The 19297-nt window shown below is 68.7% G+C and carries 18 protein-coding genes; 10 read left to right on the plus strand and 8 right to left on the minus strand.

Annotated features, from left to right (window positions below; translation table 11 throughout):
* The first annotated feature begins 42 nt into the window (after positions 1-42).
* The 3 genes from P4826_RS06545 (at position 43) to P4826_RS06555 (ending at position 5873) form a co-directional block, all read left to right on the plus strand.
* Positions 43-2307 (plus strand): TonB-dependent receptor, encoded by a 2265-nt coding sequence (locus tag P4826_RS06545; RefSeq protein ID WP_317703085.1) that lies wholly within the window; start codon positions 43-45, stop codon positions 2305-2307.
* 87 nt (positions 2308-2394) lie between these two features.
* Positions 2395-3435, plus strand: coding sequence for a ferrochelatase (gene hemH / locus P4826_RS06550; protein WP_317703086.1), 1041 nt, complete (start codon positions 2395-2397; stop codon positions 3433-3435).
* Positions 3432-5873 (plus strand): Lon protease family protein, encoded by a 2442-nt coding sequence (locus P4826_RS06555; protein ID WP_317703087.1) that lies wholly within the window; start codon positions 3432-3434, stop codon positions 5871-5873. Before hemH ends, P4826_RS06555 begins: the two co-directional genes overlap by 4 nt.
* 14 nt (positions 5874-5887) lie before the next feature.
* Here P4826_RS06555 and P4826_RS06560 read toward each other — a convergent pair whose 3' ends face one another.
* The gene (locus P4826_RS06560; RefSeq protein ID WP_317703088.1) at positions 5888-6100 is read right to left on the minus strand and encodes a DUF2788 domain-containing protein; all 213 of its coding nucleotides are present in this window, start codon (positions 6098-6100) and stop codon (positions 5888-5890) included.
* Between the two features lie 30 nt (positions 6101-6130).
* A complete protein-coding gene (locus P4826_RS06565) occupies positions 6131-6976 on the minus strand; it encodes a DUF2189 domain-containing protein (RefSeq protein ID WP_317703089.1) in 846 nt (281 codons plus the stop codon).
* Positions 6977-7156: 180 nt separating this feature from the next.
* On the opposite strand from P4826_RS06565, the gene P4826_RS06570 reads away from it, so the two are divergent.
* The 3 genes from P4826_RS06570 to P4826_RS06580 all read left to right on the plus strand — a co-directional run bounded on the left by P4826_RS06570 (position 7157) and on the right by P4826_RS06580 (position 9582).
* Complete coding sequence (locus tag P4826_RS06570) at positions 7157-8101, plus strand: sulfurtransferase (protein WP_317703090.1); 945 nt, start codon at positions 7157-7159, stop codon at positions 8099-8101.
* Positions 8102-8299: 198 nt separating this feature from the next.
* The gene (locus P4826_RS06575; RefSeq protein ID WP_317703091.1) at positions 8300-9397 is read left to right on the plus strand and encodes a YeeE/YedE thiosulfate transporter family protein; all 1098 of its coding nucleotides are present in this window, start codon (positions 8300-8302) and stop codon (positions 9395-9397) included.
* Positions 9398-9414: 17 nt separating this feature from the next.
* Entirely contained in the window at positions 9415-9582 is a 168-nt protein-coding gene (locus tag P4826_RS06580; RefSeq protein WP_317703092.1) for a hypothetical protein, read from the plus strand.
* Between the two features lie 90 nt (positions 9583-9672).
* Here P4826_RS06580 and P4826_RS06585 read toward each other — a convergent pair whose 3' ends face one another.
* The 4 genes from P4826_RS06585 to P4826_RS06600 all read right to left on the minus strand — a co-directional run bounded on the left by P4826_RS06585 (position 9673) and on the right by P4826_RS06600 (position 15167).
* Positions 9673-11832 carry a 3-hydroxybutyrate oligomer hydrolase family protein gene (locus tag P4826_RS06585; RefSeq protein WP_317703093.1) on the minus strand — a complete coding sequence of 720 codons (2160 nt, stop codon included), beginning with the start codon at positions 11830-11832 and terminating at the stop codon, positions 9673-9675.
* A gap of 146 nt (positions 11833-11978) precedes the next feature.
* Positions 11979-13508, minus strand: coding sequence for a tripartite tricarboxylate transporter permease (locus P4826_RS06590; RefSeq protein WP_317703094.1), 1530 nt, complete (start codon positions 13506-13508; stop codon positions 11979-11981).
* A complete protein-coding gene (locus P4826_RS06595) occupies positions 13508-14065 on the minus strand; it encodes a tripartite tricarboxylate transporter TctB family protein (protein WP_317703095.1) in 558 nt (185 codons plus the stop codon). The genes P4826_RS06590 and P4826_RS06595 overlap by 1 nt, the downstream gene beginning before the upstream one ends.
* Positions 14066-14204: 139 nt before the next feature.
* Entirely contained in the window at positions 14205-15167 is a 963-nt protein-coding gene (locus P4826_RS06600; protein WP_317703096.1) for a Bug family tripartite tricarboxylate transporter substrate binding protein, read from the minus strand.
* A 141-nt stretch (positions 15168-15308) separates the two neighbouring features.
* On the opposite strand from P4826_RS06600, the gene P4826_RS06605 reads away from it, so the two are divergent.
* The 4 genes from P4826_RS06605 (at position 15309) to P4826_RS06620 (ending at position 18386) form a co-directional block, all read left to right on the plus strand.
* Positions 15309-15992 (plus strand): response regulator, encoded by a 684-nt coding sequence (locus P4826_RS06605; RefSeq protein ID WP_317703097.1) that lies wholly within the window; start codon positions 15309-15311, stop codon positions 15990-15992.
* Entirely contained in the window at positions 15989-17425 is a 1437-nt protein-coding gene (locus P4826_RS06610) for a sensor histidine kinase (RefSeq protein ID WP_317703098.1), read from the plus strand. The genes P4826_RS06605 and P4826_RS06610 overlap by 4 nt, the downstream gene beginning before the upstream one ends.
* Entirely contained in the window at positions 17422-17847 is a 426-nt protein-coding gene (locus P4826_RS06615; RefSeq protein ID WP_317703099.1) for an RNA-binding S4 domain-containing protein, read from the plus strand. Before P4826_RS06610 ends, P4826_RS06615 begins: the two co-directional genes overlap by 4 nt.
* Before the next feature lie 80 nt (positions 17848-17927).
* Positions 17928-18386: a CopD family protein gene (locus P4826_RS06620; RefSeq protein ID WP_317703100.1), complete on the plus strand. Its 459-nt coding sequence runs from the start codon at positions 17928-17930 to the stop codon at positions 18384-18386.
* Between the two features lie 100 nt (positions 18387-18486).
* On the opposite strand, the gene P4826_RS06625 is transcribed toward P4826_RS06620, so the two are convergent.
* Both P4826_RS06625 and P4826_RS06630 read right to left on the minus strand, forming a co-directional pair.
* Positions 18487-18714, minus strand: a complete 228-nt coding sequence (locus P4826_RS06625) for a sulfurtransferase TusA family protein (RefSeq protein ID WP_317703101.1) — start codon at positions 18712-18714, stop codon at positions 18487-18489.
* A gap of 5 nt (positions 18715-18719) precedes the next feature.
* Positions 18720-19286 (minus strand): NUDIX domain-containing protein, encoded by a 567-nt coding sequence (locus tag P4826_RS06630; protein WP_317703102.1) that lies wholly within the window; start codon positions 19284-19286, stop codon positions 18720-18722.
* Positions 19287-19297 lie beyond the last annotated feature (11 nt).

Here is a 19297-nt window from a genome sequence, read left to right on the forward strand (position 1 = left end):
GTGCCCGGGCCCGCGCCCGCATTCCGCACCAGTTTCAAACCCATGATTTCCAAGACCCGCATTCTTCGCGGCGACGGCCCGCTGCACGGCTGCGCCCTGCTCCCTCTTGCCGCCCTGCTGGCAAGCCTGCCCCTGGCGGCCACAGCACAGCAGGACACTGCCCTGCAAACCATCACCGTCACCGCCACACCCGTCAACGAAACCCCCGTGGCCGTAAGCGAAGCGCGGCAGCGCGAAATCCGGGCAGCGCGCCCCGCCAGCAGCGACAGCGCCCAGCTGTTACGCAACCTGCCCGGCGTCAGCCTGTCGGGCGCGGGCGGCGTGTCCAGCCTGCCCAGCGTGCATGGCCTGGCCGACGACCGCCTGCGCATACAGGTGGACGGCATGGATCTGATCTCTGCCTGCGGCAACCACATGAACCCGCCGCTGTCCTACATAGACCCCACGCGCGTGGGCAGCGTGCGCCTGTTTGCCGGCATCACGCCGGTGAGTGTGGGCGGCGACAGCATCGGCGCCACCATCCAGGTGGAATCCGCGCCGCCGACCTTCGCCGCGCCGGGTGAGCCGGCACGCATCTCCGGCGAGGCCGGCGCTTTCTGGCGCAGCAACGGCGACGCGCTGGGAGCGCATCTGGCGGCGTCGTATGCAGCCGAGCAATTCAGCCTGCGCTACGACGGCTCCACCGCCCAGGCCGACAACTACAAGGCCGCGCGCAGCTTCAAGAGCGCCGGCCCGGCCGCCAGCGACAAGCCCACGCAATGGCTGGGCGGCGACGAGGTGGGATCGAGCAGCTACAAGACGCGCAACCACGCATTGACCATGGCCTGGCGCGGCAACACCGACCTGGTGGAGCTGCGCCTGGGTCTCCAGGACATTCCCTACCAGAACTACCCCAACCAGCGCATGGACATGACGCGCAACGACAGCCGGCAGTTCAACCTGCGCTACCAGGGCCAGTTCGGCTGGGGCCGGCTGCATGCCCGCGCCTACCACGAGAACACGCGCCACGCCATGAACTTTGGCGCCGACAAGCAGTTCTGGTACGGCCCCGCGGGCAACGTACCCGGCATGCCCATGGACACCGAGGGCCGCACCAGCGGCGTGCAGCTGCGCGGCGACGTGGAGCTGTCGGAGCGCGACACGCTGCGCGTGGGCGTGCTGGCGCAGCGCTATCGGCTGGACGACTGGTGGCTGCCCTCGGGCGGCGGCATGGCGCCGAACACCTTCTGGAACATCCGCGACGGCCAGCGCGACCGCCTGGAGGCCTTTGCCGAATGGGAGGCGCGCTGGAGCCCGCAATGGCTCACCCAGATCGGCCTGCGCGCCGGCCAGGTGCGCATGGACAGCGGCGCCGTGCAGGGCTACAACAGCGGCTACGCGGCCGAGGCCAACGCCTTCAACGCCCGCGACCGCCAGCGCACGGATCACAACCTGGACTTCACCGCGCTGGCGCGCTACACGCACAACGACCAGGCCAGCTACGAGTTCGGCTTTGCGCACAAGACGCGCTCGCCCAACCTGTACGAGCGCTACACCTGGTCCACCGGCGGCATGGCCATGCGCATGATCAACCTGGTGGGCGACGGCAATGGCTACGTGGGCAACCCAGACCTGCGCCCCGAGGTGGCCAACACCTTGAGCGCCACGGCCGATTGGCATGACACCACGGGCGAGCGCTGGGGCGTGAAGCTCACGCCCTATGTCACGCGCGTCAACGACTACATAGGCGCCGAACGCTGCACGGGCGGCCTGGGCGCCATGACCTCCTGCACCGCGGCCAACGCCGGCGCCACGCAGGGCTTTGTCTACCTGCGCTTTGCCAACCAGGACGTGCGCCTGCACGGCCTGGACCTGTCGGGCTTTAGCCGGTTGGGCGACAGCGCCGCCTGGGGCCGCTTCACGCTGCACGGCATGCTGGGCTATGTGCGCGGCAAGGATAGGCGCACGGGCGACCGCCTATACGCCATCATGCCGCTGAACGCCCGGCTGGCCCTCGCCCACGACCAGGGTGGCTGGAGCAGCATGGCCGAGCTGCTGATGGTGGGCGCCAAGAAGCATGTTTCCGACCTGCGCAACGAGGTTCCCACCGCCGGCTATGCCCTGTTGAACCTGCGCACCAGCTACGAGTGGCAGGCCTGGCGCCTGGATCTGGGCGTGGACAACGTCTTCAACCGCTTCTACCAGCATCCCCAAGGCGGCGCTTACCTGGGTCAGGGCGCCACCATGGCGGGCACGGCAGTGCCTTGGGGGGTATCGGTGCCCGGCATGGGCCGATCCTTCTACCTGGGGGCGACGGTGAAGTTCTGACGGCATATGGCCCGCGGCGCAGCGCAAGCGCGCGGCGGGCTTTTGACGCATCGCCGCATTCCTCCCGCGCGTGGGCGAAAATCGGCCATGGACTTACAAAAAGAACCGGCCCCGGGCCCCGCGCATGACACTGCCGTCTTGCTCTGCAACCTGGGCACGCCCGATGCCCCCACCGCACCGGCGCTGCGCCGCTACCTGGCGCAATTCCTCTCCGACCCGCGCGTGGTCGAGATACCGCGCGCCGCCTGGCTGCCGATACTGCACGGCATCATCCTGCGCACGCGGCCGGCGCAATCGGCCGCCAAGTACGCCAGCATCTGGACCGACGAGGGCTCGCCCCTGGCGGTATGGACGCACAAGCAGGCCGTGATGTTGCGCGGCTGGCTGGGCGAGGCGGGCATACAGGCCCAGGTGCTGCCTGCCATGCGCTACGGCCAGCCGGCGATTGCCGCGCAGCTGCAAGCCCTGCAGGATGCTGGCGTGCGCCGCGTCCTCGTGCTGCCGCTGTACCCCCAGTACTCCGCCACCACCACCGCCAGCGTGGTGGATGCCGTGAATGCCTGGACGCGCGACGCGCGCCATTTCCCCGAGCTGCGCTTCGTGAACGACTACCACGACCACCCCGGATACATCGCCGCCCTGGCCGCCAGCGTGCGCGCCCACTGGCGCCGCGAAGGGGCGCGCGGCGACAAGCTGGTGCTGAGCTTTCACGGCATACCCGAGCGCAACGTGCGCCTGGGCGACCCCTACGCCGACCAGTGCCGCAGCACCGCGCATTTGCTGGCGCAGGCCCTGGGCCTGGCCGACGACGAGTGGCTGCTGACCTTCCAGTCGCGCTTTGGCCGCGCCAGGTGGCTGGAGCCCTACACCCAGCCCACGCTGGAGCGGCTGGCGGCCGCCGGCCTGGCCAGCGTGGACGTGCTCTGCCCGGGCTTTGCCGCCGACTGCCTGGAGACGCTGGAAGAAATCAACATGGAGGTGCGCGAGGCCTTCCTGCACGCCGGTGGCAAGCGCTTTGCCTACATCCCCTGCCTGAACGACAACCGCGAGTGGATCACCGCGCTGTCCAGCATCGCCCAGACCCATCTGGCGGGCTGGACAGCGCCCGCCGCCAAGGTACAGCCATGACGCCACCCTGCCCCCGGCTCGCCCCCGAGCAACTGCGCCTGCACATCGCCCCCCAGAGTCTGGGCTTTGCCGACACGCGCGCGCTGGTGGGCGAGCCCCTGCCCTGGATAGGCCAGCAGCGCGCCTTCGAGGCGGCGCGCTTTGGCCTGGGCCTGCAGCAGCCCGACTACCACCTGTTCGTGCTCGGCGAGGTCGGCAGCGGCCGCGCATCGCTGATGCGCCAGGCCATGAAAGAAGCGGCTGCCAGCCGGCCCGTGCCGCCGGATCTGTGCTTTCTGCACGACTTCGATGCCACGGAGCGGCCACGGGCACTGCGCCTGCCCGCCGGCCAGGGGCGCCAGCTGCGCGATCAGATTGCGGCCTGGAGCCGTCTGCTGGAGGCCGAGATCCCGAAGCGCCTGGCCGCACCCGATGTGAAGAGCGAGAGCGAACGCATTGTCAAGCGCTACCAGAGCGATGAGGCGCAGGCCTTCGGTGAGCTGGCCGAGTTTGCGCGCGCGCGGCGCTTTCGCCTGGTGCGCGACGAGGGCCAGATGCTGTTCACGCTGCTCGGCCCCGGCGGCGAGGAACCCCTGACCGAGGCCGAGGCAGCTGCGTTGAGCGCACCGCAGCGCAGCTCCCTGGAGCAGTCCGAGCAGGAGCTGCGCGCCGAGATCGTGCGCTTTCTCGACCGCACCCGGCCGCTGGAGCGCGCACGCGACGAGGCGCTGGCGCAGCTGCTGCGCCAAAGCGCCGGCCCGCTGGTCACGCATGGGCTGGACGATGTGCGCCAAGGCCTGCGCAAGCAGATCAAGGACACGGTCAAGCTCGGGCGCTGGCTCGATCAGGTGGAAGAGCAGGTGCTGGACAACCTGGATCTGTTCGTGCCCCACGAGGGCGGCCAGGGCGAGGACGCGCTGGAGGACGAGCGCCGCGAGCAACTGGCCGATCTGCTGGCGCTATGCCAGGTGAACCTGGCGGTGGACAACACCGGCCTGGCTGGTGCGCCGGTGCTGGTCGAGGACAACCCGCAGGTGCGCAACCTGTTCGGCCATATCCAGTACGAATCCGGCGAGGACGCACCGTATGCGGACTTTTCCGGCATCCACGCCGGCGGCCTGCTGCGTGCCCATGGCGGCTTTCTGATGCTGTTTTTGCGCGACCTGGCGGGCGACGCGCCGCTGTGGGAGCGGCTGCGGCGCTTTCTGCGCTGCAACCGCGTGAGCGTAGAAGACCAGGCCGCCGGTCACGGCAGCGGCGCCCCCGTGGCGCTGCAGCCTGAAGGGGTGGACGTGGAGGTCAAGATCGTGCTCGTCGGCTCGGCCGCCGAGTACTACCTGCTGCAGGACGGCGACGCCGATCTGGCGCGGCGTTTTCGCGTGAAGGTGGACTTTGCCGAGCAGTTTCGCGCCAGCGACGCGACGCACCATGCCAGCTGCGTATTCCTCGCGCGCTCCTGCGCGCGCCGCGGCCTGCCGCACTGCACGGCCGCGGCGGCGGCGCGCCTGTTGGAATTCACGCACCGCGAGGCCGACGACCAGGCGCGCCAGAGCGCCAGCTTTGCCAGCCTGGAGACGCTGCTGGTGGAGAGCTGCGCCCAGGCACGCGCACGCGCGGCGCAGCTGACCGATGCGCGCGACGTGGATGCGGCCCTGGCCGCCCGGCGTACGCGCCACAACGCGCCCGAGGAGGCGCTGCACGAAGCGATTGCCGAAGGCGAGCTGCTCATCACGCTGGAGGGCATGCGCGTGGGCCAGCTCAACGCGCTCACGCAGATCGACATGGGCGACTACCGCTTCGGCTTTCCGGTGCGCATCACCGCACGCACGCACGCCGGGCGCGAGGGCGTGGTGAACATCGAGCGCGAGGTGGAGATGTCCGGCCCCATCCATGACAAGGGCGTGCTGATCCTGCAAAGCTATTTGAGCGCGCTGTTCGGCCACCTGGCGCCGCTGGCGCTGAACGCATCCATCGTCTTCGAGCAGGAGTACAGCGGCATCGAGGGCGACTCGGCCTCCTGCGCCGAGCTGTATGCGCTGCTGTCCTCGCTGTCGGGCCTGGCGCTGCGCCAGGACATCGCCGTCACCGGCGCTCTCAACCAGCATGGCGAGGTGCTACCCGTGGGCGGGCTGAATGAAAAGATAGAGGGCTGGTATCGCGTCTGCGCGCAGGCCGGCCTGACGGGCACGCAGGGCGTGCTGATCCCGGCGCGCAACCAGCGCCACCTGATGCTCTCGCCCCAGGTGGTGCAGGCCGTGGCCGACGGGCAGTTCCATGTGCATGCCGCTCAGCATGTCAGCGAAGGCGTGGCGCTGCTCACCGGCCACGACGCGGGCCTGGCACCCGGCGAATGCCTGCCGGGCAGCGTGCATGCGCGCGCCGAGGCCACGCTGCTGGCCTACCGCCGCGCCTGGCAGGCGATGGCGCTGGGGCGCCGCTTGCCCCAACGCGGGCGTTGATCAGGGGTGCCGGATCAGCGCTCCATCCACCACTGGATGACGATCTTCGCCAGGTAGCCGATGAAGCCCACGCCCAGGCCGAGAAAGATGACGAAGGTGCCAAACCTGCCGGCCTTGGACTCGCGCGCCAGCTGCAGGATGATGAACACCATGAACAGGATGAAGGCCCCCACCCCGTAGGTGAGGAAGAAATGGGCTATTTGCTGTTCTGTGTACCCAAAAATCACAATAACTTCCTACCAACAATCCCAGAAGCCTCAAGGCGCAGGCGCGTCGAGCGGCGCAAACGCCGAGGCATCGACCAGCTCGCGATACGCATGCCAGCTGGCGTGGCCCAGCAGCGGCATCACGACCACCAGCCCGATCAGCAGCGTGCCCAGGCCCAGCAGGGTCAGCACCACGATCAAGGCCGCCCACAGCGCCATGGGCACCGGGTTGGCCAGCACCACGGCCCAGCTGGTCAGCACGGCCTGGCGCACGGTGATGCGCCTGTCCAGCAGCAACGGCATGGCCACCACGCTGGACGCAAAAATGGGCGCGGCCAGAAAACTGCCCAGCGCCAGCCAGATGGCAAACAACGCCCCTTCGCGGGCCAGCACCACATGGCGCACAAAGTCCATGGGGGTGTCCACCGGCACCGGCGACAGGGTGTAGATCAGCGATGCCGAGATCGCCACCCAGCCCGTCGCCGCCAGCGACAGCAGCAGGCCAAAGCGCACCAGGCTCCAATAGCCCTGGTGCTGCGCCTGCCCCGCGTGGCTGCGCTGCCAGCTCGCCCAGGTCTGCCACACCAGGCCCAGGCCCACGCGCTCGCCGCGCTCCAGGGCACGGCTGATGGCGTACAGGCTGGTGGCCAGCATAGGCCCGACGATCAAAAAACCCGACAGGGTGCCCGCCACGAACCAGAAACGGTTGTACCCCAGCGACAGGATGGCGGCGCCCAGCAAGGCCAGCACCAGCCCATGGGCCAGGCTCAACAGCGGCGCGCGCGCAATGTCGCGCAGCGCCAGCGTCAGCCACGCGAGCGGCCGCAGCAGGCCTATGGTGCGCACCTGGGGCAGGACAAGCGGCGAAGCAGGACGGTTTCGGAGGCTGTGGGGCATGGGACGCGGCTGGGCAATGACCGGCGCAGTCTACTGCACCCGGGCAGCCACCCATGGCACATGCGGCGCAGGGAGCGCTTATGAATAATTGGCATAAGAACAAGTCAATTCTGTAGTTTGCAAGCAGAAGGACAACCCACACAATCACGCCCAATGTTGAACCCTGCCCCAGGACTGGCCATGAAGAAACTGCTTGCCCTCGCCGCCCTCGCCACGGCCTTTCACACCGCCTGGGCCGCGCAACCCCTGCTCACCCCCGCCGAGCTCAGCGCCCAGCAGGCGCAGGCGAGCGCCCCGCGCGTGATCGACATCCGCGACCCGGCCAGCTACAGCGCCCAGCACATCCCCGGCGCCATCAACGCCCCCTATGGCAAATGGCGCGGCCCTGCCAGCAACCCCGGCGAGCTGCTGGACGCACCCAAGCTCACCGAGCTGGCGCAGTCCCTGGGCCTGACGGCCAGCACGCATGCCGTCATCGTCTCCACCGGCGCCGACGCCACCGACTTTGGCGCCGCCGCGCGCGTGTACTGGACGCTGAAGCTGCTGGGCCTCAAGGAGCTGTCCATCCTCAACGGCGGCATGAAGGCCTGGGCCGATGCCAAGCTGGCGCAAGACCAGGCCGTGCCCCAGGTGGCGCGCAGCCAGTACCAGCCGCAGATCGACACCAGCCTGCTGGCCACACGCGAGGATGTGGGCCAGCACATCAAGCTGAGCAACGCCGCGCTGGTCGATTCGCGCCCTGACGCATTCTTTTTGGGCAAGACACGCGCGCCCGCCGCCAAGCTGGCCGGCACCCTGCCCGGCGCCCAGCAGCTCGACTTCAACCAGTGGTTCCTGCCCGGCACTGCGACCTTCGTGGACAAGAGCGCGGCGCAGAAGATTGCCGCCCAGGTCAAGCGCGAACAGGGCCAGGACATGGTGGCCTTCTGCAACACCGGTCACTGGGCCGCGACCGACTGGTTTGGCCTGTCCGAGGTCGCCGGCCTGCCCGGCGTCAAGCTCTACGCCGGCTCCATGGTGGACTGGACCCAGTCCAAGGACACGCCGCTGATGGCCAACCAGCCCAGCCGCTTCGAGGCCCTGGCCTATGACGCCAAACAGTGGTGGGAACGCAAGTCCAAGTAATTCCGTTTCTAAATCACCCGTGTCGTTGTTACTTCGCCTTGTCGTGCTACAGCACTGCCTGCGGCTTCGCGCCTAGACACGAATGATTTGGAAACGGAATAAGGCCGCAGGCCAATCACCGATTTATAGTAAAAACGGCTGCCAGCGCTTGATGGAAAAGCGCTGGCAGCTCACTTTTTTATAGAACTCTTGCTTCCCATGAAACGACTCCCCCTCGCGGCCGTGCTGGCCGTTTTCACTGGCTGGCTGCTGTGGAGCGTGTCGACGCGCCAGGCGGCCCTGTTTGCCGTGGGGCTGGGGCTGGGCGCGGTGCTGGCGGGCCAGCGCTTTGGCTTCACCACCGGCTGGCGCATGCTGATCGAGCAGCGTGACGCCAGCGGCGTCATGGGCCAGCTGCTGCTGTTGGCGCTGGCCGCGGCCCTGGCCATGCCGCTGCTGGGCCATTACCCCGAGCTCACGGCCGCACTCGGCCCGCCCAGCGTCAGCCTGCTGGTGGGCGCGTTTGTCTTCGGCCTGTGCATGCAGATTGCCGACGGCTGCGGCAGCGGCACGCTGTACAAGGCCGGGTTGGGCATTCCCATGAACGCTGCCATCCTGCCGCTGTTTGCGCTGGGCAGCTTTCTGGGCTCGCTGCACCTGGGTTTCTGGCTGGATCTGGGGCGCGTGCAGCCCGTGGGCCTGGTCAACCAGTTCGGCTGGGTGCAGGCGCTGCTCATCACCCTGGCCGCTCTGGCCCTGGCGGCCGTGGCCGTGCGCTGGTACGTGGGCCGCGCCAGCCAGGCCGCGGGCCAGGCGCCCAAGCCGCTGCTGGTGCGCAAGTGGATGCTGGGCGCGGTGCTGCTGGCGCTGCTGGCCACGGCAAACCTGCTGATTGCCGGCCAGCCCTGGGGCGTGGTCTACGGCTTTGGCCTGTGGGCGGCAAAACTGGCCCAGGCCACGGATGCGGCGGATCTGGCGGGCAACTGGTTCTGGAGCCAGGGCGGCAACGCCGCACGCCTGCAGGAGACAGTGCTGATGGACGTGACCAGCATCACCAACATCGGCATCCTGGGCGGCGCGCTGTGGGTGTCGGCGGGCAAGGCCACCACGGCCAAGCCCTTGAACGGCACGCAATGGGCCGTGGCTCTGGTGGCCGGCCTGGCGCTGGGCTACAGCTCGCGCCTGGCCTTTGGCTGCAACGTGGGCGCCATGCTCTCGGGCATCTCCACGGGCAGCATCCACGGCTGGATCTGGGTGCCGCTGGCCTTTGCCGGCACCATCTTCGGCCTGCGCATCCGCCGCCATTTCGGCTTTTGAAGTACCCGCATCACGCCATGACACAGCACACCACCTTGCGCCTGGTCTTCTGGGCCATTCTTGTCGCCTTCCTGGCCTGGGACTGGGCCGGCTCCAAGCCCGTGGATCTGCGCCTGGAGCCACCGCTGATCGCCGCCGGCTCGGGCCAGGCTGCCAGCGGCGGGCATTGCTCCATGCCGGATTGACGCGCCCCTGCCGCGCCAGCACGAAGGCCTCCGTACGGAGGCCTTCTGCGTTGCCGGCGGGCGTTCAGTGACGCCCGCCCTGACTCCCGATCAGCGCGGCACGGTGATGGACATGCCGCTGAAGCCTATCTGATCCGCCGCACCCGGCGCCATGGCAAATGGCGGTACGTTGGCTGCGGTGATGGCCGGCGCCGCCGCCGCCCCCGCCGTACCACCGCGTGGCGTGGTGCGCACCACCTGGCTGGCGGGCAGCGCACTACCGCTCTTCAGATGCGCCCACATCACATCCATGGCCTGGTTGAAGTAAGGGTGCAGCGGCACGAAGCGCGTGTCAAAGCCGCTAAAGGGCAGGAAGGCATCGAAATGCTGGCCATTGACGACCTCGATGTAGCGCAGCTTGCTGGCCGCGCCTTCGATCGTGCGGTTCAGCGCCGTGTAGGCGCGCGCGTTGTGGTTCACCGGCACCAGCGCATCGCTGCGGCCGGCAACGATGATGGTCGGCTTGCCGCGCAGGTTGGCGCTGTGCAGCACCTCGGCAATGCCGGCACGCACGGCGTCGCTTTGCGCCTTGCTTGGCTGGCTGCTCGCCGTGAGCGCGGCGCCCGTGGCCAGGTCCTTGCCACTGACCAGCGCGTGCTGGCACAGGGCGTTGTCCAGGCCAAAGTCGGCCACACCCGTGGAGGGTGACACCGCCCAGGGCCAGGACTTGGCCCCGCCCTTGGAGTCGTTGTAGATCACCGTGGCCGGCGTGCCATTGGCCGTGCCGTTGGCCGTGGCAAAGCTGCTGGCCAGCGCCGCGGGGGCGGCCGCCACCACGTCGCCCGTGGCATTGGCCGCGGCGAAGCTGGCGCCGCACAGATTGGCATCGACACCAAAGCGGCCATAGGCCATGGTGTACATGGCCGAGAGGATGGGGCCGTTGCCCAACGCGTAATGGGCGTTGTGCATGCTGTCGTTGTCGCTGCTCCAGCCGTAGGCGCGCAGCCTGGCCAGGGCGTCGGCGGCACGCTCGGCCGTCGTCGCGCCAGTCACCAGGCCCTTGGCCGCCAGGCCATCGCAGCGCGCCGTGGCGCGGGCCGTCATGGCGGTCAGGGCGATGTAGTTGTAGATCGAGGTCTCGGCCATCGCCGCATCGGCCGCCAGCGCCGCGCAGGGCTGGTAGATGTTGCCGTAGGTGGTGTAGTCGGCCAGGGTCTTGCCGTAGCCCGCCACGGCCGCGCCGCCGAACTGGATGCCGTAGCCCGCCGTGGTGGGCATCTCGGTCACCGGCTCGGAGGCCACCACGCCGTCGATCAGGCCATCGCCGTCCTGCTCGGCCGCGCGCAGCGAGGCCGCGCCACCATTGGAGGCCGAGCCTGCTATCACCAGCGTGTTGCCCGCAGTGAACGGCACGCGGTTGTCGGGCGTGCCGTAGCGCGCGTTCAACACGTACAGCGCATAGCGGCCCGCGGCCAGCGTGTCCAGGCCCCAGTCCTTCTCAGGGTTCTGCTGTGAATGCGCGTGCTTGATGGCAATGCGATTGGGCAGAACGGCGTTGTAGGCAGCGCGCGCGGCGTCGCTCAGGTTCGCGGCAAAGAAGCTCAGCGCCCCGGCCACGGTGCGCGTGGCGCGCGTGCCGTCGATCCTGTTGACGGTGTCGTCACTCAGGTTGTGCAGGCCCACTCCCTTGCCGGCGTCGGTCAGCGCCACGGCACAGCCTTTCTTCAGGCCCCATTCGCCCGCCGTGCCAATGGCGCCATACACCCCTCGCGAGCCCGACGAGGCGCCCAGCACGATGCAGGGGTTGCTGGCGCTGAAGCTGTCGGGCACCTGCACCGCGATCACGGTCTGCTTGCGCCCCGTGCCATCGTCGAGCACGGCGACATATTCGCGGCCGGGGATCAGGCCCTCATTGCTGGTCACCTGGCCGTCGACCGTGACATTGGGGCCGTACAGCAGGCCATAACCGCCCCCGGCCGACGGGTCGAGAATGCCGCGGTAGTTGGAATACAGAGCATTGCGCCGCAGCTCGGCCGCCGTGGGATTCGCCGGGTCGGCATAGGCCGGCGCGGCGGCGGCGCCCAGGCCCGTCCTGCCCATGCCGCCCGTGAGCAGATCCTGCGTGGCCGCCGTGTCGCCCTTGCCCACCGTGGTGGCCGGGTAGGCCGTGGCGCTGATCTCCTTGATGCCCTTGGGCAGCTCATTGGATGGCCCCGAGCCACCGCAGGCCGCCAGCGTGGCGGCGGACAGGGCCGTCATGACCCAGCGCATCGTCGTTCCCTCATTTCCTCACATGTTGTCTCCTGTGGTTGTGGTGATGCATGCACGAGAAAACGCACGATACCGGGAAACAACCAGCCATCCGGCGCGAGAAAACCCGAGGAGCGGGCCGTCGGGCCACGGCCCGATGCGCGCGCTCAGCTCACATCGTCCACGTTTTGGCGCGCACGCGCCAGGTTGCGCTCGGCCCAGCGGCGCAGCAGGCGCGGCAGGATGAGCACGGCCAGCACGATGATGACCAGGGTCAGCGACATGGGGCGCTGCAGGAAGATCCACCAGCTGCCCTCGCCGATGGAGACGGCGTTGCGCATCTGCGCCTCGGCCAGCGGCCCCAGGATCATGCCCACCACCACCGGCGCGGTAGGGAAGTCAAAGCGCCGCATGAGCACGCCCAGCAGGCCGATGGCGTAGAGCAGAAACAGGTCGAAGGTGCTCTGGCGCATGCCGTAGGCGCCCACGGTGGCGAAGATCAGGATGCCGGCATACAGCTGCGGGCGCGGGATCTTCAAGAGCTTCACCCACAGGCCCACCATGGGCAGGTTCAGCACCAGCAGCATGAGGTTGCCGATGTACAGCGACGCAATCAGCGCCCACACCAGCGCCGCCGACGAGGAAAACAGCTGCGGCCCCGGGTTCAGCCCGTAGTTCTGGAAGGCACCCAGCAGCACGGCCGTGGTGTTGCTCGTCGGTATGCCCAGCGTCAGGAGCGGGATCAGCGCCGCCGTGACCGTGGCGTTGTTCGCCGCCTCGGGGCCGGCCACGCCCTCGATGGCGCCCTGGGTGCCGAACTCCGCCTTGTCAGCACCCCTGGCGAGCTTCTTCTCGGTGGCGTAGCTCAGAAAGGTCGGGATCTCGGTGCCGCCAGCCGGTATGCAGCCAAACGGTGTGCCAATCACGGTGCCGCGCAGCCAGGCGGGCCAGGAACGCTTCCAGTCGCGCGCGGTCATGTGCACGCGCGTCAGCTTGTTCTGCGACTCCTCCACCTTGCCCTCGAAGAGCGCGGCGTACAGCACCTCGGCCACGGCAAACAGGCCCACTGCGACGAGCACGATGTCGATGCCGTCGAGCAGCTCCATCTTGCCGCCGGTGTAGCGCGCCGCGCCCGAGATCTGGTCCATGCCCACGCAGCCCAGCGCCAGGCCGATGAACAGCGCCGTCATGCCGCGCAGGCTGCTCTGGCCGAGCACGGCGCTGACCGTGGTGAAGGCCAGCACCATCAGCATGAAGTATTCCGGCGGGCCGAGTTTGACGGCGAATTCCGCCACCGAGGGCGCGAACAGCGTCACCACCACCGTGGCCACGGTGCCGGCAAAAAACGAGCCTATGGCCGCCGTCGCCAGCGCCGCGCCGGCGCGGCCGCTCTTGGCCATCTTGTTGCCCTCCATGGCCGTGACCATGCTGGCCGTCTCGCCCGGAGTGTTCAGCAATATGGAGGTGGTGGAGCCGCCATACATCGCGCCGTAGTAGATGCCGGCGAAGAAAATCATCGATGCCGTCATCTCCACCTTGGCGGTGATGGGCAGCAGCATGGCCACGGCCACAGCCGGGCCTATGCCCGGCAGCACGCCCACGGCCGTACCCAGGGCGCAGCCCACCAGGGCCCACAGCAGGTTGGCCGGCGTGATCGCCGTGGCGAAGCCCGCCATCAATGCGTCAAAAATCTCCATTACAGCCACCCTGTATTGGTAAGCCCCGGCAGGTTGATGGCCAGGAATTGCGTGAACAGCCAGAACACCGGCGCGGCGATCGCCAGGCCGGTGAACACATCTACCGCCAGCGCGCGTGGCGCAAGCAGGCCCTGCTGCCCATTGGCGCGGCGCAGGCCCTGCACGGCCAGCGCATAGCACAGCGTGCAGCCCAGGATGAACCCCAGGGTTTCGATGAGCGCGGCATTCAAGAGCAGCCCGGCGGTAACCCAGGCAAAGGGCGCCAGCGCCGCGCGCGGCTCGCCACCCCCATCGGCGGCCTGGCGGTAGCCGCCGGTGAGCGCCTCGCGCACCAGCAGCACGCCGCACAGGGCCAGCACCGCGGCGCACAGCCAGGGAAGAAAGTTGGGCCCCACGCCGCCATAGCCGGCATCGCCCGGGATCTGCAACGCGCCCAGGGCCATGCCCGCGGCCACCAGCACCACGGCCGCGCCGACGGCGGCCTGCCAGCGCGGGGACGGGATGCTGCCCGCCTCGGTGGGCGGGGCGAGAAGGTCAGAAGAAACTGGCTCAACCATGGCGGCGGCCTCCGCAAAAATAATGAAAAAACAGCCTCTAGCGCCCTCCCGCAGGGCGCCAAGAGCTATCAATAAGATAGTAACAACCGGACGACAAGGTTCTGCCGGCCGGCGTTGCGCACCCAGGTTCAGGCCATGCTCAAACCATGCCGGACTTGACCATGGTGGCGCGCAGGCTGGCGAACTCGCTGTCGACAAAGTTGCCGAATTCTTCGCCGGCCAGCCAAGCGGGCGTCCAGCCGTTCTTCTCCAGCGCCTCGGCCCAGGCCTTGGACTTGACGGCCTTGTCCACCATGGCAATCAGGGCCTTGCGCTGCTCGGCGTTGATGCCCGGCGCGCCATACACGCCGCGCCAGTTGCCAATTTCCACGTTGATGCCCTGCTCTTTCAGCGTGGGAACATTGGGCAGATCCTTCAGGCGCTTCGGGGATGTGACGCCAATGGCGCGCATCTTGCCTGCGTTGATGTACTCAGCAAACTCGCTGTAGCCGCTGCCGCCTATGGTGACGTTGCCGCCCAGGATGGCGGCCGTGGCCTCGCCACCCCCGCGAAAAGCCACGTAGTTGATCTTGGCCGGGTCCACGCCCACCTCGCGCGCGATCATGGCCGCGGCAATATGCTCGGTGGCGCCGCGCGATCCGCCACCCCATTTCACGCTGCCCGGGTCCTTCTTGAGCTGGGCCACCACCTCGGCCATGGTCTTGAACGGCGAGTTGGCGGGCAGCACGAAGACGTTGTATTCGCTCGTCAGGCGCGCGATCGGCGTGGCCTGACCCAGGTTCACCGGCGGCTTGCCGGTGATGATGCCGCCGACCATCACCGCGCCCATGACCATCAAGGCATGCGGATCGCCCTTGCTGCCGTTGATGAACTGCGCCAGGCCGATGGCGCCGGCCGCCCCGCCCTTGTTCTCATAGGTGACGCTGGAGGCCACGCCCGCGTCCTGCAGCGCCTTGCCCAGGGCGCGGCCGGTGGTGTCCCAGCCGCCGCCGGGATTGGCCGGCAACATCATCTTCATGGCCACGGCCGCGCGCGCGGGCAGCGGCAGGCTGCCCACCGCCGCCAGCGCCGCGAGGGATTTCAGAAAGGTGTCACGACGCATGCCTGTCTCCTTGTTTATCGGTTGCAACAATGAACGCAGCCGATGATGCGTGGGCAAGCTGTCAAACGGCTGTCCTCGGCACTAGGGATTACGCGTACACCCGCTGCCCTGCAGGCCACGCCAAACGGTTCTAATCGGGCCATGCAACTGCTTTTGGTCGAAGACGACGCCACCATGCAAGCCACGCTGCAGCGCTCGCTGTCGCGCCGTGGCATGGCCGTGACCGCCCTCGCCGACGGCCGCGCGGCGCTGGCCGAATGGCGCGCCCACCCGCCCGACGCCGTGGTGCTGGACTTGACCCTGCCCGGCCTGGATGGCCTGCAGGTGCTTGCCCAGGCCCGCGCCGCCGGCCTGCGCACGCCGGTGCTGCTGCTGACCGCGCGCGGCACCGTGGGCGACCGCGTGCTGGGCCTGAACGCCGGCGCTGACGACTACCTGCCCAAGCCCTTCGACCTGGACGAGCTGGAGGCGCGCCTGCGCGCCCTGCTGCGCCGCAGCGCCGACGGCTCCCAGACCCCAACGCCCGCCGAAGGCCCGGTGGTGGGCGCGCTGCGCTATGACAAGGATAGTGGCGTGATTTACCTGCAGGATGCGCCCATGGACCTCACGCCGCGCGAGCAGGCACTGCTGCGTGCCCTGCTGGCCCAACCGGGGCGGGCCTTGCCGAAGGAACGGCTGTACGAGCTGGTCTTTCCCGGCCAGAGCGAGGTGCAGTACGAGGCCATCGAGGTCGTGGTCTATCGCCTGCGCAAGAAGCTCACCGGCACCGGGGCCACGCTGATGACGCTGCGCGGCCTGGGCTATCTGCTGAAAACCGAAACGTGACCCGGCAAAGATCGCTGCGCCGCCAGCTGCTGCTGGGCATCCTGCTGCCCACGCTGCTGCTTATCGGCGTGAACACCCACAGCCTTTATCACCAGGCGCTGGCGGCGCTGAACACGGCCTACGACCGCACGCTGCTGGCCTCGGCCAAGAGCATCAGCGAGCAGCTGGACGTGCGCGGCTACGACGACGCGGCCGAGCTGCGCGCCACCGTGCCCTACTCGGCCCTGGAGGCCTTCGAGGCCGACAACCAAAGCCGCATGTTCTACCGCGTGTCCACCTTGCAGGGCGGGCTGGTCTCGGGCTTCGCCGAGCTGCCCTTCTGGCAGGGCAGCATTGCCCAGCGCCCTCCCTACGCGGCGCTGGTGGACTTCTACAACGCCCGCTTCCGCGACCGACCGGTGCGCGTGGCGGCGCTCTTGCAGCCCGTGGCCGGCCCCCAGGGGCGCACCATGGCCGTGATCCAGGTGGCCGAGACGCTGGAGCTGCGCCATGCCGCGGCGCTGCAAATCCTGTGGAACACGCTGGTGCGCCAGGCCCTGCTGCTGGCCATGATCGCTGCCATCGTGGTGCTGGTGGTGCAGCGCGCCACGCTGCCGGTGCGCCGCCTGAGCAGCGAACTGCAGGGCCGCGGCGCGGACGACCTGTCGCCCATTGCCGCCCCCGCGGCCCCACGCGAGCTGCAGCCGCTGATAGACGCCACGAACGCGGTGATGCAGCGCCTGTCGCGCCTGCTGGCGCATCAGAAGCGCTTTGTGCGTGACGCCTCGCACCAGCTGCGCACGCCGCTGGCGGTGCTCAAGACCCAGGTGCAGTCGGCCCTGCGCGGCGACCTGCCGCCGACACAGGCGCTGCAGGAAATCGGCGACACCGTGGAGCGCGCCACGCAGCTGGCCAACCAGATGCTGGCCCTGGCCAAGGTGGAGCAGCTGCGCCAGCAGGGAGAGCCGCCCGTGACGCGCCTGGACGAGGTGCTGCGCGAGGTGGCTCTGGATCTGTCGCCGCTGATCGCGCAGGCCAACCTGGACTTCGGTATCAGCACCGACACCGCACCCATCCAGGCCCACGCCTGGATGCTGCGCGAGCTGTGCCGCAACCTGCTGCACAACGCCATCCGCCATGCGCCGCCCACGACCGAGCTGACAGTCGCGCTGCACACGCAGGGCGCCCAGGCGCTGCTGACCATTGCCGACGCGGGCCCCGGCGTAGACGATGAACTGGCCGCGCGCCTGTTCGAGCCCTTTTCGGCCGGCGACATGCGCCATAGCTCGGGCCTGGGCCTGGCCATCTGCCAGGAGATCGTGCAGGCCCTGGGCGGCAACATCGCCCTGGGCAACCGCCGCCAGGGCGGCGCCATCCTGGGGCTGGATGCGGTGGTGCGCCTGCCGCTGGCCCAGCCCCGAGAGGCCGCGCCTGTGAAAAAATCACGGCCATGACGACTCCACCCGATTCCATGCGCCTGGACAAATGGCTGTGGTGCGCGCGCTTCTACAAGACCCGCAGCCTGGCCGTCGAAGAGATAGGCAAGGGCCGCGTCACCGTCAACGGCCAGGCGGCCAAGGCAGCGCGCGAGCTGCGCGTGGGCGACAACGTGGCCCTGCGCCAGGGCCCCGTGGCACGCACCGTGATCGTGCGCGCCCTGAGCAGCTTCCGCGGCCCCGCACCCGTAGCCCAGCAGCTGTACGAAGAAACACCCGAGAGCATCGCCGCGCGCGCCCAGGCCGCCGAGGCCCGGCGCCTGGCGCCCGAACCCGCCACCGCCCTGCGCGAAGGCCGCCCGACCAAACGCGATCGGCGCGACATGGACGATCTGCGCCACGGCTGGGGCGAACGCTGGAGCGCGTCGCTCGACGATTGATGCGGTGCCGTGCGCAGAGCATGGCGCGGCCCACCCCCACGGCGCTGCACAATGGGCGGCTTTCCCGCCCGGCCTCACCCATGATCTACAACGCCCTCAAGCTCGCCCATGTGCTGTCCATCATCGTCTGGATAGGCGGCATGGTCTTCGCCCATTTTTTCCTGCGCCCCGCCGCGCAGGCGCTGGAGCCGGCCCAGCGCGTAACACTGATGCACGGCGTGCTGCAACGCTTCCTGGGCGCCGTGGCCATCGCCATCGTCGTGGTGCTGACCAGTGGCCTGGGCATGATTGGGGCCGTGAGCATGGGTTCGGGCGGTGCATTCTCCATGCCCCTCAAGTGGACCATCATGGCCACGCTGGGCCTGGTGATGATGGCCATCTTCGCCTATATCTACTTCGCCCTGCTCGATAGGCTGGAGCAGGCCGTCACCGCGTCCGACTGGAGCGCCGGCGGCCTGGCCCTGGCCCGCATACGCAGCTGGGTCGGCGTGAACCTGGTGATCGGCGTGGTGATCGTGGTGCAGACGCTGCTGATGTAGGGCCGAGGCCGCCCAACTGACCGCCGGCTCCACCTGTGCGTGAAAGTGGCTGCAATCGCGCCCACGATGTCGTGAGCCGAAGCAGCCCCGACTTCTGCCCTCAGCGCCGGCGCAGCACGTGGATGAACTCTGTGCCCACGGTCTGCTGCTCCACCAGCTCGTTGCCCGTCTGCCGGGCAAAGGCCTGAAAGTCGCGCACCGAACCGCTGTCGGTGGCCACCACGCGCAGCAGCTGGCCGCTCTCCATGTCGGCCAGGGCCTTCTTGGCCTTGAGTATGGGCAGGGGGCAATTCAGGCCCCGGGTGTCGATTTCTTTGTGGATGTCCATTCCTGTCAGTCCTTTGGCGCCTCGTCCAGTCCGCGGCGGCGCTCTGCATTTTCCTCGGCCGTGAAGAACACCGGCTCATGCCCGCGTGAGCGCAGCCAGTCGGCCAGCGCGTAGCCGGTGCCGGCGGGCCAGCACTTGAGTTCGTCCAGCTCGTAGAAGCGGTAGTCCACCAGCTCCGGCGACAGCCGCACCTGCCCCTGGGCCTGCACATGGTAGGCGATGATGACCTGGTTCATGCGCAGAAACTCGTATGCGCCCACCAGGCGCACAGCGCGCGTGTCCAGGTTGGTTTCCTCCTTCACCTCGCGCGCAATGCCTTCCTCGGGCGACTCACCGGCCTCCATGAAGCCGGTGATCAAGGCAAACATCTTGGCCGGCCACAGCGCATTGCGCGCCAGCAATATCCTGCCATCCACTTCGACGATGGCCGCCAGCACGGGCGTGGGATTGTTCCAGTGCGTCCAGCCACAGGCCGGGCAGCGCAGGCGCTCCTTCTCGCCGCTGTCCTCCATGGTGACAATGGGCGCCAGCGCGGTCGCGCAATGGCTGCAAAAGCGGGTCTGGTATTGCATGGTGCGGCGCT

It is taken from the genome of Diaphorobacter limosus (genome assembly GCF_033100095.1).
Lineage (GTDB): Bacteria > Pseudomonadota > Gammaproteobacteria > Burkholderiales > Burkholderiaceae_C > Alicycliphilus > Alicycliphilus limosus.